The following is an 18838-nucleotide window of genomic DNA, read 5'->3' on the forward strand; positions in this document are numbered from 1 at the left end:
AATATGTTATTCATAACATTACAAAATTAATAATTATAACGTAGTGACTTGTCTACATCACCCTTTGCCCTCACTGGTACAAATGTAAATCCCCATTCATAATTTTGATTAGCCGGTATCGTATAGCCAGGCTGCACTTTTGCTCCCCAACTGTCATAACCAGCCACTCCTTGTTGCCTCATATCCACACAAACCTCCACAAAACCCCGAGGAACAATATCATTAATATGAGTCATTTTCCGCATCAGATTTCTGGCTTCATCCACATTATGCTGATTAATTTCCTCTGGAGAACGATTCCTCCATTGATATGGATGCGATGATTCTTCCGAATCAAAATCCTCCACGGTATTTCTCAAAGCATTGAAGCCTATGGTCTGCTTAGCCTGAACCAAGAGGCCCCGACCATTTTTATCAGTCAAAGCCACCCAGCGTGTATCCGTACGATGACCGTTTTCTTGTGGACGAACATAATCTACATACATGAAATCAGCAGTAGTCTTGTAACGTCCTACCATACTTCCTGCATTACGATCAATGTAATTTTCCTCAGGACCACGCCCAAAGTATTCTACTACATTCATACTTTGCGGTATACGGAAACGCACACCAATACGAGGTACTTCAAGCTGATCTTTATTCTCCTTCTTTTTACCGGGAGTATAAGTGGCAAGATGAGTATCTTCCTGAACTTCAGTTCGTATAGCTTCCTTGTCAGTTGCAGTAAATTTGATATTGACATTTACTATTCCATCCGGATATATGCTATAATCCATCAAATATTGGTTGCCAGCCGGTAAATTATAGACTACACTCAAAACCGCATTTTTTCCTTCCATGCTTATGGAAGCATTACTGATGTTAAAATTATGACTTGAAGTTTTCCAAATCAATAAACGTTTCGGATTTGTATTCCCATAATCATTATCATTAGGTGCCCGCCAGAAGTTTGGTTGTATTCCAAATCCTTTATCAAAGTACTCTGTTCCATCCACCTTATATGAAGTAACCAGACCGGAAGCACGATTAAACTCAAAATAAACCTTAGACGAAGAAACAATCAGCTTATTTCCTTCTTCTTTAAAGCTCAACGTAGGTCCCGCTGCTTTATATACCGCTTTATCAACTGTCACCGGCAGTCTGAATTGTTCACATGCTATTTCGTGTCCAACCGGTATCAGAGGTTCCGGCTGAGTAGTGACTACACTGAAATGCACAAAATACTCTACTCCAGCTTTTCCCTGCACATTCTTCACCGGAATAGTAAATTCCTTTTCTGCCTGAGGAGCGACATCCAATAATAACTTCCCTTTTTTCAGAACCATGCCATTAGCACGTAATTCATATTGAATGGTATATTTTCTCAGATTAGTAAAATAAAATCGGTTGAACACCCGATACTTACCGGAAGTTGCGTCAACAACGCTAAACATCACATTTTGATGCACATATTTCACTTCCGCCATGGCAGGATGCGGTTTACGGTCAGGACCGACAAGTCCATTACAACAGAAATTACCATCACTCGGCATATTTACACCATAATCGCCCCCATACGCCCAATACTTACGTCCATCCTCATCTGTTCTCAATAATCCCTGATCTACCCAGTCCCATATATATCCGCCTTGCAGATTAGGATATTTATAAATCTCTTTCCATTGATCCCACAGATTACCATTGGAATTTCCCATTGCATGAGAATACTCCGACGGAACCACCGGCCGGTCGGAACCGGTTTCACCAATATACCTCAGCCATTCTGCGCTGGGATATTGGGGTACATACATATCCGTATTCCATTCCCACTGTGCACGTTCATAGTTCACAGGTCTGTCCATGAGTTCCTTATCCCGCTCTTTTATCCATAAATATGTCTGATAGAAATTGTAGCCATTACCAGCTTCATTGCCTAAAGACCAGAATGTAACAGAAGGATAGTTCTTGTTCCGTTCATACATATTTGCAGTACGATACATATGTGGCTTCAACCATTCCGGATTATTGCCCAATGATCCACCTTTGCGCAAATCGTAATACATCCCATGTGATTCAATATTGGCTTCATCGTATACATAGAACCCGTACTCATCACACAATTCATAAAACCGACGGTCTTGCGGATAATGACAAAGACGAACCGTGTTCAAATTATTACGTTTCATCAATTCAAAATCCTTGCGCATCAGTTCTTCCGTTACATAATGCCCCGTTTCTTCATTATGCTCATGAATATTGACACCTTTCAACTTCAAAGGCTGACCATTAATAAGTAATACAACATACGGTTTCCCATTTTTAGCTATTTGATCAATCGCCTTGATTTCAATACGCCGGAAACCGACATTGAAAGGAATAATCTCCGTCACTTCACTTCCTTCTTTCAACGTAATCAACAATTTATAGAGATTAGGAGCTTCAGAAGTCCAGGTTTTTACTCCGGGCAAACTTGCATTAAAAGCAACCGTTTGAGTTTCTGCGCTCTTTACCTCACAATCACTTACGCCACTAACTACAACCCTACCGGAAACTTTATCCATCAATTCATAAAGCACCTGCACCTTTTTACCGGCAAGAGCATGATTACGAACATCAACGGCCAACTTGAAAATGCCATCAGTATAGCTGTCATCCAATGTAGAGATCACCCTAAAGTCTTTTACAGCTACTTTGGGCTGAGAATAGAGAAACACATCACGCTCAATTCCACTCAGACGCCAAAAATCCTGGCACTCCAGATAGGAACCCGTACTCCAGCGAAAAATCTTCAAGACCAATGTATTCTTACCATTCCGGAGATATTTATTTATCAAAAACTCCGCAGGATTTTTAGAATCTTCATTATAGCCAACTTCATTTCCATTCAAATACACATAAACCCCGGATTTAGCGCCCGCAATATGCAAATAGATATCTCGTGACATCCAGTCTTCCGGCACAGTTATTTCCCGACGATAAATACCTACAGGTATATCTTCCGGCAATTGTGGCGGTTGCGGATTAAGCGCTTTGAATTCATATCCATGATTCGTATAAATAGGTGTACCGTATCCTTGCGCTTCCCAATTTCCCGGAACCTGGATATCACTCCAACCATTCATATCGGCTACAGCCTGAACAGCATCTCCCGGCAAACTACGATACGAGTCCGAGTAGTAGAACTTCCATGTTCCATTCAGCAATTTATAGTATTTGCTATTCTCATATTCCCCGCTAAGTGCAGACTGACGGCTATCATACGTCATAAAAGCTGTGCGCGGTTCTTCCCTGTTCACCGAAACAGTCTGTATGTCCTGCCAATACGGAAGTATATGTGTATCCTTATTATTGGCATTTACCACAGGATATGCACTTAATATGCACATTCCCAATACAGTTACTATATTTTTCCACATGCTATTAGATCTTGTTATACATTTCTTTTCCAAAATTACTTTTTTTTCCAATATGTAAGACTGATTATCATCTTTTTTACAAAAACAATTTATAAAACTCCATCACAACGTTCATTTCATTCTGTTTTTATACCTCATCAAGGCTTCCAGATAATAGTAATCTGCATATATCAGAGGAACATCAATCTCTTCACCATGCGGAATACTTCCCACGCTATGCATCAATATAAAGTTGCAATTGGTACCCGGTTCCGCCAGATAAGCAGGCGAGGTAAGAGATTTCAATATATGACCTGCTGCAGCACTATACTTCTCTCCATCTGCCACATAGTCTGCCAGTTCCAGGAAAGCCGATGCGGCAATAGCCGCCGCCGAAGCGTCACGCGGCATCACTTTAAATTTCTGGGAATCATAATTCCAGTCAGGCACATATCCTTCTTGCCCTGCATTAAAGTCCCAATAAGGAACTCCATCTTCCGGCAAGTTAGGATGATTCAACCAGAAATCCGCCGTATGAACCGCCATTTCCAAAAAGTCTTTTCTGTAAGTCTCACGATAAGCCATCGTGTAACCATAAATGGCCCAAGCCTGTCCGCGAGCCCATGCTGAATTATCCGAAAATCCTTGGCAAGTAGCCTGATTCAGTACTTCACCTGTCTCTTCGTCATAATTGACAACATGATAATTGCTATAATCCTCACGGAACTGGTTTTTAGCTGTAGTTTCAGCATGACGATTAGCTATTTGAGCATAAATGGAGTCACCCGTAACCTTAGTTGCGAAATACAATAACTCCAAGTTCATCATATTGTCAATAATGACCGGGTAGAACCATTCATCCCTGCCATTCCAGGACTTCCGGTAATTCCATGATTTGATACTACCGGTTTTCTCACTAAAACGAGTGCACAAAGAACGGGCAGCCTCAACCAACACGTCTTTATAGGCTTCATTTCCCGTCAAACGATACGCATTTCCAAAGCTACAATACATCAGAAAACCAATATCATGATGATTGGTTAATTTCTTCAAAGGTTCAAGTGCCTCTGTCCATCTTATTGCAGCCTCTTTCCAGTTGTCCTTATTTGTATATTCATATACATACCACAAACATCCGGGATAAAATCCTTCTGTCCAATCATTCTTATGAGTCACTCTAAGATTACCGTCTTTTCCTATCGTACGAGGATAATCGGTAGTCTGCGGCACAGCCTGCAACTGATTTGACAGTTGTTCTTCCGCCCGTTCAAACCCATGTTTTACAATTTCTGTACTCTCTGCTCCGCTACATGCAATCAACACTAATACCGATATGCATAAAATGTAAAATGCTTTCATTCTAAATATTTTATATCTTTTTACTTTTCATATTAATTAATCTATTAATATTCAACAAATAAGACTCCTACAAAAGAAGCCACACCCGCAATCCAACCGGTGTGGCCTTCTTTGTATAGATTCTACTTATTCCCAGCCAGGATTCTGTTTTAGATTGCTATTCTTAAAGAGCTCTGTATTTGCTATAGGATAAAAATATAGTTTATCACTAATTTTCCGGGACTCCAATGTAAACTTTTTATAGGTTATAACATCATTACTCTTAGTAATCTTCACTCCAAAAATGTCCTTGGATTCATCCAGTTCTTTCCAACGACGAAGATCCCAAAAACGATGCCCTTCAAAGGCTAATTCCACTCTGCGTTCATGTTTCACACGTTTCAAGAATTCCTCAGGTAATAAAGTGCCTGATATAGCAGGCATATTTACGCCTGTCCTGCCACGAACAGCATTCACAGCGGCCAATGCAGTCATACCACATTTATCGGTAGTTTTGTTTATATCTCCATAAGCATTTACCATAGCTTCGGCATAATTTAACAACACCTCAGCATATCGGAACAATACCCAGTTATGATGAGTTGCGGCAGAAGAAGAGCCGGCTTCAAAACTAATACTCTTGTCCACATATTTACGCAGATAATAACCGGTGGAAGTAGCATTGGTCAGAGGTAATCCATTAGCACCGCCTTCATTAATTTCCACAGCATTGGAAGCTGGCCACAACATACCGTTATGTACGAGAGTCAAATAAAAGCGAGGATCTCTGTTTGCATAAGGATTTTTACTCATTTCTTCATTATTCCAGTCAAACTCCTCGCCTGTTGCCATTTCAAATGCACTTGCCAGATTCTCTGTTGGGCAAGTAGTAGTCTTGCCACCAGTAACTCCCATAGGAAAGTTAGCTGATTCAAAGCTTGTATTTGTTCCTGTAGGACGTACCAAAATCACTTCGCTACTTGCCGTATTGGTTGCGCCAAACAGATTCGAAAAGCTACCATCCAACTGATATCCCAACGTGGAACTCTGCCCGATAAGTTCATAAGCAGCTTCTGCCGCAGCCACCCATTTATTTTTATCATTATTAGAGTTAAAAAGAGGGCTGGCCACATACAATGCTGCACGCGCTTTCAAAGCCAAAGCCGCTCCCTTTGTGGCACGCCCGTACTCACTACCGGGCATTTTAGTATAATCCACCGGAAGCAGTGTGGACAGTTCCGTACATTCCGAAATGATAAAATCAAAGATTTTTTCTGCCGAAGCCGGTTCTGCTACATTTGCTTCTTCTTGCGTAAGCACAGTAGTAATCAAAGGGATATTTTGGTAACGTCTTACCAGCTCAAAATAGAAGTAAGCACGCAAAAAACGAACCTCATACTCAAAATTAGGATAAGTGATCATCCAGTTATCATAATCATTCGTATTTTCCCATGTTTCAAATTTCAATCCGGTCAAATTCTCCAAATAAAAATTAGCATCATGGATACCATTATAATAATTGGCAAATTGATCATCAACTGTATAATTAGGCGACCAGGTACCATTCACAAAACGCTTTATATTTGATGACTCATAAATATGAATCGCATCATCTGTTGCGGCATCCAGCATAGCGCCATCAATATTGCAAAAGTTTGAGGGTAGATAGCCATAAACATCCGTCACAAATTGCTTAACACGACTATAGCTCCCCTGAATTTGCTCTAAAGAGTAATAATCCGATTCATTGCAATCCATAAAATCACAGGATGTCAACAAACTGACAGAAATAAGTATTGTAAATATTTTTTTTAGTTTCATACCATTCATTTTTTAGAAAGATAAATTAAATCCGAAGGCATATTGAGTCATGGTAGGATGCTCAGTACCGATGGATTCCGGATCACGAAGATCAATTCCATCCAAACAGAACAAATCATGCGCACGGGCAAAAACCTTTACGCCAGCCAGAAAGCCCGTCCTCTTCAGTAACTTAGCCGAGAAATTATAATATAGCTCCAATGTTCTTAATTTTAAATAAGAAGCATCAGTTACCCACAAAGAGTTGGTATTGTAGTTATTGTCTGAACCTGAATAAGTCAGGCGTGGCAGAGTTCCATTCGGATTCGACTCACTCCAGCGGTTTTCCCAATAGTAAGTGGAAATCGTATTATTGTTCACAATTGGGCGATAGATACTTGCAGTATTCAACAGCTTGCTATAATTACCCACACCCTGGAACAATGCATAAACTCCAATCCCCTTGTATTCCAGTCCAAGATCAAACGAGTAATAGATTTCAGGGCAAGTTGAATTATAACCTAGAGCTACCTGATCATAAGAGTCAATCTTATTATCGCCATTCTGGTCTTTAAACATCAAGTCCCCCGGACGTACATCACCCAATAATTGTTCAACTCCACGGTTATCTATTTCCTCCTGAGATTTATAAATACCTATTACTTCATAACCGAAAATCTGATTCATGGAGCCTCCCGTACGTTTAAGATAGTCATACGGACGATACTCTTCATTTTGATTCACAATTTTATTACGGGCAAAAGTAAACTGTCCGCCCAGACGATATTTCAAATTACCAATCTTGTCTTCCCAACCTAAAGATGCTTCAATGCCCCTGTTATCCACAACACCATTATTAATCTGAGGTACCGACATACCAAATATCTGAGATACCGAACCTCCGCTACTCACCAGAATATCCGTACGATGGTCATAGAATGCATCCAATGTCAACGTCAGTCTGTTCCAAGCTCTAAAGTCAATACCAACATTCAATTTATGAGATTTCTCATAAGTCAGTCCGTCTATTCCCAACTGAGTAAATTTCATACCGGATGAAGAAGATGGCACATTAGAAGTATTCTGGAAATAAAAAGAATTTCCACTACCATAAATATCCTGGAACAGATTTACACCGTAATTTGCACGACCGGACACGCCATATGAAGCTCTGATTTTCAACAAGTTCAGCCATTCGCGTTTCATAAAATCTTCTTTAGACAGAATCCAACCTGCACCTATTGCTGGGAAAATTCCCCAACGGTCGTCAGGATCAAGAATACTGGAAGCAGAACCGGATAACGAAAAATCAACCAAATAGCGATCATTATAAGAGTAGTGTGCGCTACCCACTATATCCATAAATGCGCGCCCTGAATTCTGACTTTTCAATTTAGTCTTATCCATGGAGTAAAGCAAAGTTGCATTCAGTCTATGTTTATTCCATTGCTTAATGTAATTAGTATAGAGCTCCAGATTAAAATGAGTGGAAACTGAACCTACACTTTTTGAAAAAGCCAATGTTCCTTCATTACGAAGTGTAGAATAACTCTTTTCACCGGTTACCAGATCAATGGCAGCCGACTCATAACCAAAATTTTTTGTGTTATTATCCCAATAAGAAGCTGTATTATCTATACCGGCCTTGAAACCTGCCGACCAACCAGGAAGTATAGCAGACAAATCTTGTTTCAAATTCATATCGGCGTACATGGCACGTGTTTGGGAACGAGCATATCCTCTTCCGGAAATAAGTGCTACGGGATTATTGGAATAAGTAGTAGTACCTCCCCATATTCCTCTGTCTGTCTTCACAGGAAATGCACCTGAAGGCACTTGATACAGTGCAGAGAAGATGTTATCCGTACTTTCACCCGGACGGTTATGTTCAGTAAAGTTACCCAGCAAATTCAACTGTACTGTAGTAGTGGGAGACACTGTGACATCCAGATTTGTACGGATATTCAGCCTTGTATACTTCAGTTGTGTAGAGTACCCATCGTTATCTGAGGTTGGTTTTAATATTCCACGATTATCCAAAAAGTTCAGCATCGTGTAGTAACGTACAAACTTACTTCCTCCCTGAGCTGAAAAATTCACATTATCCCCATAGCTCGCATCTCTCAATGACTCATCTATCCAGTCTATATTTGGATAGAAATTCGGATTGGTCTGATCTTTAAATGCATTCAGTTCTGAATCCGAATAGCGAGGGCTCAAACCATCATTACGCATAGCCTCATTTAAAGCTGTCGCATAAATATAACCATCTACAAAATCAGGCAAACGTTTAGGCGTAGCCATATTAAATTCGTAAGAAAAATTAATTTTAGGCGCTCCTATCGTCCCCCGTTTAGTCTTCACTATAACAACCCCGTTTGCACCACGAATACCATATAAACTGGTAGCTACTGCATCTTTCAGCACACTAACCGATTCTATCTCTTCAGAACTCAATTCATCAATCGAGCGTTCAAAGCCATCTACCAATACAAGCGGGCTATTCGAATTCAAGGAACCGATTCCACGTACATACATCGTCGCCCCGTTCTCCCAAACCGTACCGGCATTCTGCAAGACCATCAATCCGGGAAGTGTACCAAATAACTGATTAGATGGTTTTATGCTGTTCTTATGTGAGAGATTCGTAGTAGCAGACACTGCACCGGTCACCTCTTTCGCATCGTAAGTAATAGTACGTCCCAGTTCTATCACCTCATTATTCTGACGGACTGTCAATGTGTCTTCCTGAGCCATTATGCCAAGCGAACACAGTATGCCAGCCAAAACTATATTGAATCTTTTATTCATAATCTTTTTCATTTCTAATTTTCAGAAACATTACTCCCAACCCGGATTCTGTATCAATCCGTATCCTTTATTTACCTCATCCTGCGGGAAGGCACTCAAGTACCAAATCGGAGAAAATCCACCGGAATTCCACCAAGCCCGATTTCTATCTGTATCTGCCAAAGAATAAGGTTCGCAAATGTAAGATCCATCATTCTTATTTTTATATACCCTCAATCCATGTAAAGGTGCAGTAAACTTATTTTCCATTTTCCAGCGGATCAGGTCAAAGAAACGTACTTCTTCGTATCCAAATTCGCAAGCACGCTCACGAAGAATAGCTTCACGAAATTGTTCTTGTGTCATACCGGTTTTCAGCCCATCCAACCCCACACGCGCCCGCACATCATTCACATATTGATATGCCAGACTGTTGGGACCTCCATTATATTCATTCAAAGCTTCTGCATAGCTCAAATAAAGTTCAGCAATACGAAGATGAGGCCATTGAATGACATGTCCGCTGAGTTCTGTACCACGGTCCAATCCCCATTTCCGGCAAGCCAATCCATTTTTCAGACTTAAAGCATTCATTGCTCCCTGTCCCCAATCTTTTCCTGCCGGATAATTCGTTTTATCATCAGTTTTTTCTTGAGTAAGTTCCGCCGTTCTTCCCTGATAAATATCTCCATCCAAAATAAATGTTTCGCTCAGACGGGGATCACGATTAATAAATGGGTTTGCCGCATGTTCAGGATTATTCCAATCAAAGTCTGAACCATCAGCCATCGGAAACATATCGAAATATTCTTTAGTAGGGCAATAACCTCCCCATCTGATAGCATTCCATAACACTAATGTTCCTGCACTAAGACTGGCACTATATATATTCCGATGTACTGAAATCAATGTTTCCGTCGTTCCACGATCAAAATATGCTTTCCTGAAAGCATAACGATATTCATTGGGAGAAACATCTCCTTTCTGCACCAAACGATAATATCCATTCTGAGACAATGCCGCAAAAAAGGCTTCACAAGCATCTACAGCTTTTTTCCAACGATCGCGACTGTAATTACCATACCAGGTCATATGTTGCTCAGATGCCACTCCGGCAGCATAAGGCTGATCACTATTAAACAAAGGACTCGCAACAAACAACAAGACTCTTGCCTTCAATCCATAGGCACCGGCTTTAGTCATACGACCATCCCATTGTGCAATATCTCCGTCTGTCACCCTCCAAGGGAATTGGGGGCAGGCAATAGCCTCATCCAAAAGTCCCACAATATAATTCACAGTTTCCTCCAAAGTAGCGCGTGCCGGCATCTCATCATCTGCCGCAATCACTTTATTTACAATAGGAAGACCACCATAATGACGTAGCATATGCGCATAGTAAACCGCAACAATCATTTTAGCTTCTGCCTTCAGACGTTCTTTCTCGTCCTGATCCATGTCAGGCACCTTATCTATATTCGCAACAAGTAACCAAGCGTTACGAATAGCTGACCACATGTGAGTTTCACTCTCATTAAAACGAATTTTTGTAGCCATATAGGTCGCACGCGGGGCATTCTCTGTACTGGAGTTATAATTACCATTGTAATAAACCCGCTGAACACCCGAGTATCCTACATTATCATTATTCAAATCAGTCAATCCTTCAAGAGTGCCCAACCACATGGTAGTCCAATAACCACTGGTTTCCAGTCCATAAGGTAAATACTGATAGCTGTACCATAGTACACGCTTAGCATATTCCGCAGTAGAAAATACGGTATCAATCGTGACATCCGTACTGGGTGGTTTCTGCAGGAACTTATCCCCGAAAGCCAAATCCTCGCACGCCACTGTCATCAACAAGCCCAAAGCCAATAATATAATGTGAAAATGATTTCTTATATTTTTCATAATTACTATTTATTAAAATCCTACTCTTAAACCGAAATTCACGATTTTAATCAACGGATAGGCACGTCCATCCGGATTAGATTCCGGATCACAGAAATCCAGTCCACTAAATGTCAATAGGTTATACCCGGTAACAGAAAGACGTAACGAACTGATTCGCATTTTCTGCAACAAAGCCTTCGGGAAGGAATAACCAACTTCTATATTTTTCAGGCGGACATAAGAAGCATCACGCAACCATAAATCCGAATCCTTATAATTATTAGTTTTACTACCACTCAATGAAATGGCAGGTGCTTTCGCACTATTACCCTTTTCTGGTGTCCAGGCATCATCAATCATATATTGTAAAAGAGAGTTCGTACCAGTCTCACCAAACGGAGTACGATAAATACGACTCACAAGTCTTGAAGTCTTGAATGCCCCTGCCCAGGTCATACTAACATCAAAGCCTTTCCAAGAAAATCCTAATTGTACATTGCCGTTCAGAAGCGGATATGTGGGATAACCAATGGCCGAAATATCGTTCGCATCAATCTTACCATCACCGTTCAAATCTTTATATTTCACATCTCCGGCTATGGGAGAAAAACCTGTACCATGATCGGGTATACCATTTTCTTTCCCTTTCAGTGATTCATAATTTGCAGCCTCTTCCTCTGAAAAGAAACCATCATATACATACCCAAATTGCTGTCCTACCGGACGTCCGGTTTCGCGCATCCACTCATACGGTTGAGGAATTTCATCCTTATAGATTATCTTATTTTTGGCATAAGACCAGCTGGTTCCGATATAATAGCCAAATTCCTCTATCTTATCCTCCCAGCGTGCTGTCACTTCAAAACCTTTATTATCCACCTTACCCAAATTCACAATAGGCAGAGAGATAGCCAGATATCCGGGATTGATTTGACGGGAAATCAGAATGTCCTTACGATGTTCAATAAAGTAATCAAATGAAGTTTTCAAGCGGCTATCGAAGAAATGGAGGTCGACACCATAGTTCTGTTTTGCGGCAGTTTCCCAAGTCACATCCGGATTACCTACTTTGGATTCCTTAGAACCTACAAGAGTATTATTGGAGGTTGCGCCGAAACCGTAGTTACCGGTAGATATCGTATAAGAGTCCGGAAGATACAGAAAACGGGAGCCGTCAGAAACTTTATCATTACCCACAATACCATAAGATGCACGCAATTTCAGATAACTAACATAGGGTTTCAACGGCTGCATGAATTTCTCTTCCGAAATAATCCAACCTACCGAACCTGCCGGGAACATACCAAAACGTTTTCCTTCCGCAAAATTTTCCGATCCGTTATAGCCAATACTCAAATCTATCAGATAACGTGTATTGTAGTCATAAGTAACACGTCCTACAAACCCCACATAACTACGTGGTATACCTGCATAAACACCAGAACTTGAATAGTAATATTTCATATTCTGATTGTACATAGCTAATGCGGATACATGATGCAACCCCAAATTTCTTTGATAATTCAATGCAGCTTCCAGGTACCAGTCACGACTTTGTCCGGTAGTTTGTGTCCAACCTAAAGTCTGCGCTTCTTGTGTTTTCCGCACCAAGGTCTCACCGCTTTCCGAAACAAAAGCTTCATATCTGTCAGCTCTTCCTTCACGGCGACGTTTGTCGGTCACGCCACTATTATAAGCTCCTTTTACATGAGCTTTCAACCCTTTTGTTACAATATCAAGTTTCTGTTCCAGAGAAAAGTCGAAGTTAATCACATTCCCTCCCGTGGTAGAGTAACCTTTTCCATAATAGGTGCCCAAACCATCATTCATAACACCGAAAGAACCAAAAACCCGCTGGTTTACACCTATCCATCTGCCATCTACAATACCAGCACCAGAAAAAGGTACAGCACTATAAATATTATCATATAAATAAGAAAGATCTGTATAAGTACCGTTATTATAATTGGGTTCTGTTTTGTCAGTCAGACGTCCCCCCAGATTGATCTTCATAGAGGTAGTCTTCGTCACATCAATATCCATATTAATACGGTAGTTGTAACGATTGTAACTAAAACCACGGTCGTTTTCATGATATGTTTCGAATTGCCCTTTCTGAGTAAACACACCTAATGAAGCAAAATAACGTACCCGATCGGAACCGCCCGAAATAGACAAGTTGTGTTGTGACTGCCATGCCAGATCTTTAATTAATAAATCCGTCCAGTCTGTATCCGAATAAAGAATCGGATTACTATACGTACGAAATCCTTCCAACATTTCCTCCGTAAACATCAGCTTATCTTCCGCTACACCATCACGCCTTTGAGCTGCATTGTAAGTCGTCGCATAATCGTAACTGTTGGCAAAATCCGGAATATTAGTAGGCATCTGAAGGCCTGCACTGGTAGAAAAAGAAATCTTAGCCTTACCGGCTTGTCCACGTTTAGTAGTCACCAAGATTACACCATTAGCACCACGCACACCGAACACTGCCGTAGCAGACGCATCTTTCAGTACAGTGATATCTTCAACTTCATTCGGGTCTAATTGGGTGAACGAACGTTCCACTCCATCAACCAGACACAACGGAGTAGACAACCCTGTAGATAAAGAACCTACACCGCGTACATATAAGGTGGCATCATCGGCACCCGGCTGACCGCTACTCTGTACGCTGGATAATCCGGGAACTTTGCCGCTCAACGCATTGGCAATACTTCCCACCGGAGATTTCATAATTTCATCAGATTTCACTGAGGATAAAGCACCAGTAACGGTTACTTTCTTAGTAGTACCATAAGCAACGACCTGCACCTCCTGTAACAGTGTAGAACTTTCAGACATGGTGATCTTCAGCTTACTTTCGCCTTTATAGACGATTTCTTTATCATTGTAACCGACATAGGACACCACGATTGTAGCGCCAATCGGGACACTTAATGTGAACTTTCCGTCCACATCCGTAATTTTACCGTTTTGGGTCCCCTTTACCCTGACAGTAGCACCAATAATCGGGCCCTGGTCATCAATAACCTCTCCCGTCACGACTCTTTCCTTATCTTGCTGTGTCACGGACACTGCTTCGGAGCGATTGCTATTTCCGAAGCTTCTCCCTGGACATACAGCCAAGAAAGCAAAAATAAAAAGCCACAATTTGTTTTTCATAAAAAGTGATTTACTTAACATTGTTAATATAAGGAATAACTTTGGTAGCTTTTAGTGTACTACAATAAGCCATACATTAAAAACTATGCAAATCAACAGGATTTAGAGAAGAAGCATCCTCCCTTTAAATCAGATAGAGGGGCACAAATTGTATTGCAGACAAAAAGTGCCACACTTAGGACATTTTTCACACATAATCTCTCTAAAAGTCCATGCGTACAATCACAATTTTCTAATCCTGTCAAATAAAAAATGCTCCTAATCAGATAAAATTAGCAGCATTCTTTCAGTTATTAAGAGTTCTTTTTCATTCCTCGTCCTCCTGTTAAACCTCATCCTTCGGGCTATCTTTCCTATAGAATAATGGGGCAACCCCGTAAAAGGATTTAAAACAGCGACTAAAATAGCGTGGAGAAGTAAATCCTAATTTGTAGGATATCTCTGATATATTGTATTGCGGTTCTTCCTGCAACATTCTCAGAGCTTCTTCCAACTTCAACTTTAATGTAAATTCATTCGGAGTTAACCCCACCACTTCTTTCAAACGAGCAAACATCTTGCTCCGCCCCATATTTAATTCGGCAGCCAGCATATTCATATCAAATTCCGGATTATCGAAATTTTGTCTTATAACTGCTATAGCTGTATCCAGCAATTTCTGGTCTGCGGCAGTGATACCTCCCACTTCCTGCAAAGTTATGCTTTCTGATCTGCTCAATCTCTTTAACAACAACTGCCTGTTCTTCAGCAAACTGTTACAACGTGCCAACAATAATTTTACATTAAAAGGCTTAGTTATATAGTCATCTGCCCCAAACATATACCCTTCAATCGTATAATTCACCGAAGATTGTGCTGTAAGTAATATGACCGGAATATATGCCAGCTCCAAAGAATTTTTAATTTTAAAGCACATCTCCTTGCCTGACATCACCGGCATCATCACATCACTCACTACCAAATCCGGCTGTAGTTGCTGTGCTAATTCAAATCCCATTTGTCCGTTAATAGCCTTGTACACCGTGTAAGAGGGAGCGAAGATTCCCTCCAGCATGTCCAATACTCCTTCATCGTCTTCTACCAGAAGTATACGAGGTTTCGCTGATTCTTCTTTTTCCTGTTCTGCCTCTGTACTTGCTTCTTGCAACTTTCCCTCCGGTAATAAATCAGCTTCATCAGCAATCATTTCCTGCCAGTCAGGTACGGTCATCACTGCCTTCTTATGTTCCAGTTCTTCCTGACTGAAATGATTATTGCCCATAAGCAAGTGTATTTTGAAACAGCTTCCTTCATTCAGCACACTCTCTACAGTGATATGACCTTTGTGGGCCTCGACAATTCCTTTCGTAAGAGCCAATCCTATGCCACTCCCTACGTCTCTTCCCTTCTGTGTCCCTTCGCTTCCCTGATAGAATCGTTCGAATATCTTGGGCAAATCTTCCTGAAGGATTCCACATCCCGTATCAACCACAGCTATTTCAACCTTTTGCTGTTGTCTCTTGACAACAACCTTAATGCTTCCACCGTCAGATGTATATTTAAAGGCATTAGATAAGAGGTTAAATACAGCTTTCTGCATTTGTACAGGATCAAACCAAACCTCGATTTCCTCCTTTGTATGCTCAAAAGAATATACAATATTCCTTTTCCGGGCAAGCTCTGTAAACGATCGCCCTATATTTTCCAAAAAAGGAATTACATCTACACACTCCACCTTCAATTTTACGAATCCCTGATCTTGCTTTCTGAAGTCCAATAACTCGGTAATCAGGATACGCAAATGCATGGCATTCTTATGTACATTGTTCAATCTGCGATAAATAACAGATGAAATTTGCTCTGACTGCATCAGCATTTCAATCTGCCCTATTATCAAAGTCAACGGAGTACGGAATTCATGAGAGATATTAGTAAAGAAACGAAGTTTCATTTTATTAACCTCTTCTATCCGTTCTTTTTCATCCTTCTCTTTAGCCAAAGAAAGGGCCAACGCTTTACGGGCATTTCTTACTCTTAGAAAAACACAAATGACCCCTGCTACTACCAGAAAATATATCATATAAGCCCATAATGTGCGATACCACGGATAATGTATCGTGATAGCAAGTGCAATCTCCCTTCCTCTTTCATCTCCAAATCTATTTTTGGCCTCACGCACTTTCAAGACATAGCTTCCCGGAGCAAGATTGGTATAAATAAGTCGTAACTGATTGGTAAAAAACCACTCCTTATCAAATCCTTCCAACTTATATTGATACCAAATGCTTTTCTCCAATTCTATATAATTGGAGCTGGAAAAATCAACCATCAAATTATTTTGGTCTGATGCCAACTCTATGTGTTGTACAAACGGCAACGATTTGTCCAATACATGGTATCGATCCCCCGGAAATATCTTGATATTATTGATATAAAGATTTGAAAAATAAAGTTCTGAGCTACTGCTTTCCGTACTTTCCGTATATAAATCCCGCTCACAAAACGAAATAATACCATCCACTCCACCTATATAAACCATATCATCATCTGCTACGCAAATTCCCCCTCCATCTGCAACCGCAGAAATCATCCCTTTAATAGCTCCTAGCTCTATCGAATACATAGAATGATTGAAAGGAGAATAAATAGAAATCCCCTTATCATTAGTTATCAATATATTATTTAAAGGAGACTCTGCGAGATTATAGCAAAAATTACTCAACAGATTATTCTGTTCGACGGTGTAATGTTCCCACTTCTTTGTTTCATAACTATATGAGAATACCCCATTACCTATGGTTGAAAAATAAACGGTCCCATCTGTAGCTTCCATAATCTTCGTTATCCGAACTTTGCGGTTCTCCAAAGTATCAAACTGAACAATTTCCAATTTACTCCAATCATGCAAAGACAATTTATATAAATTCATATCCGCCGCTAACCAAACGTATCCCTGAGAATCAATCTCAAAAGTTTGAAAAAAATCTTTATTGCTGATCAATTGAAATTCTCCTTTATCTGGATGCATACGCCAAAATCCATTCCGTGCCGTTACATACAACCAACCATCCTTAAACAACGAATAATAAATAATATGGTCAGGTCCCTTTCCCGTACGCTTGCAATCATCCAGGTAATTATAAAACTGATGAGTATTCTTATCATAACGGCTGAGCCCTCCTGTATAAGTACCTATATATATCTGATCGCGGCTCTCATCATACGAAATAGTCTTCACATTATCATGCAGGATTGAATTCTTACCGGATTTAGTAGTATAATAGGTAAACGTTTCCCTTTTCCGATCGAAATGATTCACCCCTCCCCCATCTGTACAGATCCAAAGATTACGATCCTTGTCCTCCACTATTTGACCGATAATAGGGTAATTCAAACAATTCTCATTCGATTCGGCATAAACATAATACCGGAACAAATCCTTTTCCTGATTAAAATAGTTAACACCTCCATAATAAGTACCTACCCAAATAGTTCCCTGCCTATCTTTATAAAGAGAAAAAACAGATTCATGTGCCAATGACCCCGGATGATAGTTAGGCCGATATACACTAAAGACATCCAAATTGGGCTTATACATCTGCAACCCGTCAAATGTACCGAACCAGATATTATTTTGATCATCTTCAACGAAACTGCGAATCTGCTCACTCACTACACGTTCCGGAGAATATATCTCTTTTTTCAAAACCCTATCTCGTCCCATCCGGTACAATCCATTCATGCGGGAGGCAATCCACAATTCTCCTCTGCTACTTACAAACAACTTAAATATTTCAATTCCCGGCAACAAGCACTTAATCTCCCCTTCTTCCAACACATAAAGTCCCTTAGCTGTTCCAAGCCATATCCGATCATCATTTTTAACCATACACCAGATAGTAGGTGTATTCAGCTTCCGATAAAAACATAATGAGTCAGACTGAGAATCATACCTGAACAATGAGTCATACGCAGCACACCATATCTCATTGTCAAAAACAGCGATAGAACTGATTCCGGCAGAATGCAGTTCCTGATAACTCTCTTTCCTTATATCATATTTAGTCAATGTACCGTCAGTTTTCAGGAATACATCTCCATGAGAATCCCCTACAATCTGATCAACCACTCCATTAATAAAAATCTTTTTCCGGAGTGCATTATCTATAACATCATAAGATTTATAAGTAGAAAGCCGTTCACCATCGTACACATTAACGCCTTCATTGGTACCAAACCACATGCGCCCCAAAGTATCTTGGAAAATGGCTAAAACTGAAAGATTGGAAAGGCCATCTTTCATGTCTAATTTTTTAAAATATTGTCCATATACATGAGTGCACAATAACAACAGGACAAAAGTAGCATAGCATTTAGATCTATTCATAAGGTACTAATTTTCACAAAAACAAATTTATGAAAAAAGCTCATATAAGACAAATAAACATCAAAGATTATAACTTTCTCCACATTAATAGTTTCAAACGGTATCA

Annotated in this window: 7 protein-coding genes; all 7 read right to left on the bottom strand. The window is 40.2% G+C overall.

The window, feature by feature from the left end; genetic code table 11:
* Positions 1-26: 26 nt before the first annotated feature.
* Positions 27-3365 (bottom strand): glycoside hydrolase family 2 TIM barrel-domain containing protein, encoded by a 3339-nt coding sequence (locus VYM24_RS21825; RefSeq protein WP_291549022.1) that lies wholly within the window; start codon positions 3363-3365, stop codon positions 27-29.
* A 141-nt stretch (positions 3366-3506) separates the two neighbouring features.
* A complete protein-coding gene (locus tag VYM24_RS21830; RefSeq protein WP_291548985.1) occupies positions 3507-4733 on the bottom strand; it encodes a glycoside hydrolase family 88 protein in 1227 nt (408 codons plus the stop codon).
* 126 nt (positions 4734-4859) lie between these two features.
* On the bottom strand, positions 4860-6533 hold the full coding sequence (locus VYM24_RS21835; RefSeq protein ID WP_330940937.1) for a RagB/SusD family nutrient uptake outer membrane protein: 1674 nt from the start codon (positions 6531-6533) through the stop codon (positions 4860-4862).
* Between the two features lie 12 nt (positions 6534-6545).
* Complete coding sequence (locus VYM24_RS21840) at positions 6546-9323, bottom strand: SusC/RagA family TonB-linked outer membrane protein (protein ID WP_330940938.1); 2778 nt, start codon at positions 9321-9323, stop codon at positions 6546-6548.
* Positions 9324-9353: 30 nt separating this feature from the next.
* A complete protein-coding gene (locus VYM24_RS21845; protein WP_291548980.1) occupies positions 9354-11216 on the bottom strand; it encodes a RagB/SusD family nutrient uptake outer membrane protein in 1863 nt (620 codons plus the stop codon).
* Between the two features lie 12 nt (positions 11217-11228).
* A complete protein-coding gene (locus VYM24_RS21850) occupies positions 11229-14366 on the bottom strand; it encodes a SusC/RagA family TonB-linked outer membrane protein (RefSeq protein ID WP_291548978.1) in 3138 nt (1045 codons plus the stop codon).
* Between the two features lie 325 nt (positions 14367-14691).
* Complete coding sequence (locus tag VYM24_RS21855; protein ID WP_291548976.1) at positions 14692-18648, bottom strand: hybrid sensor histidine kinase/response regulator transcription factor; 3957 nt, start codon at positions 18646-18648, stop codon at positions 14692-14694.
* Between the last annotated feature and the right edge of the window lie 190 nt (positions 18649-18838).

The sequence above is a fragment of the Bacteroides sp. MSB163 genome (genome assembly GCF_036416795.1).
Lineage (GTDB): Bacteria > Bacteroidota > Bacteroidia > Bacteroidales > Bacteroidaceae > Bacteroides > Bacteroides maternus.

Coding starts and splice junctions, on each gene's coding strand:
- VYM24_RS21825 (WP_291549022.1), bottom strand. CDS start 3,365: ATGTGCATATTAAGTGCATATCCTGTGGTAAATGCCAATAATAAGGAT.
- VYM24_RS21830 (WP_291548985.1), bottom strand. CDS start 4,733: ATGAAAGCATTTTACATTTTATGCATATCGGTATTAGTGTTGATTGCA.
- VYM24_RS21835 (WP_330940937.1), bottom strand. CDS start 6,533: ATGAAACTAAAAAAAATATTTACAATACTTATTTCTGTCAGTTTGTTG.
- VYM24_RS21840 (WP_330940938.1), bottom strand. CDS start 9,323: ATGAATAAAAGATTCAATATAGTTTTGGCTGGCATACTGTGTTCGCTT.
- VYM24_RS21845 (WP_291548980.1), bottom strand. CDS start 11,216: ATGAAAAATATAAGAAATCATTTTCACATTATATTATTGGCTTTGGGC.
- VYM24_RS21850 (WP_291548978.1), bottom strand. CDS start 14,366: ATGAAAAACAAATTGTGGCTTTTTATTTTTGCTTTCTTGGCTGTATGT.
- VYM24_RS21855 (WP_291548976.1), bottom strand. CDS start 18,648: ATGAAAGATGGCCTTTCCAATCTTTCAGTTTTAGCCATTTTCCAAGAT.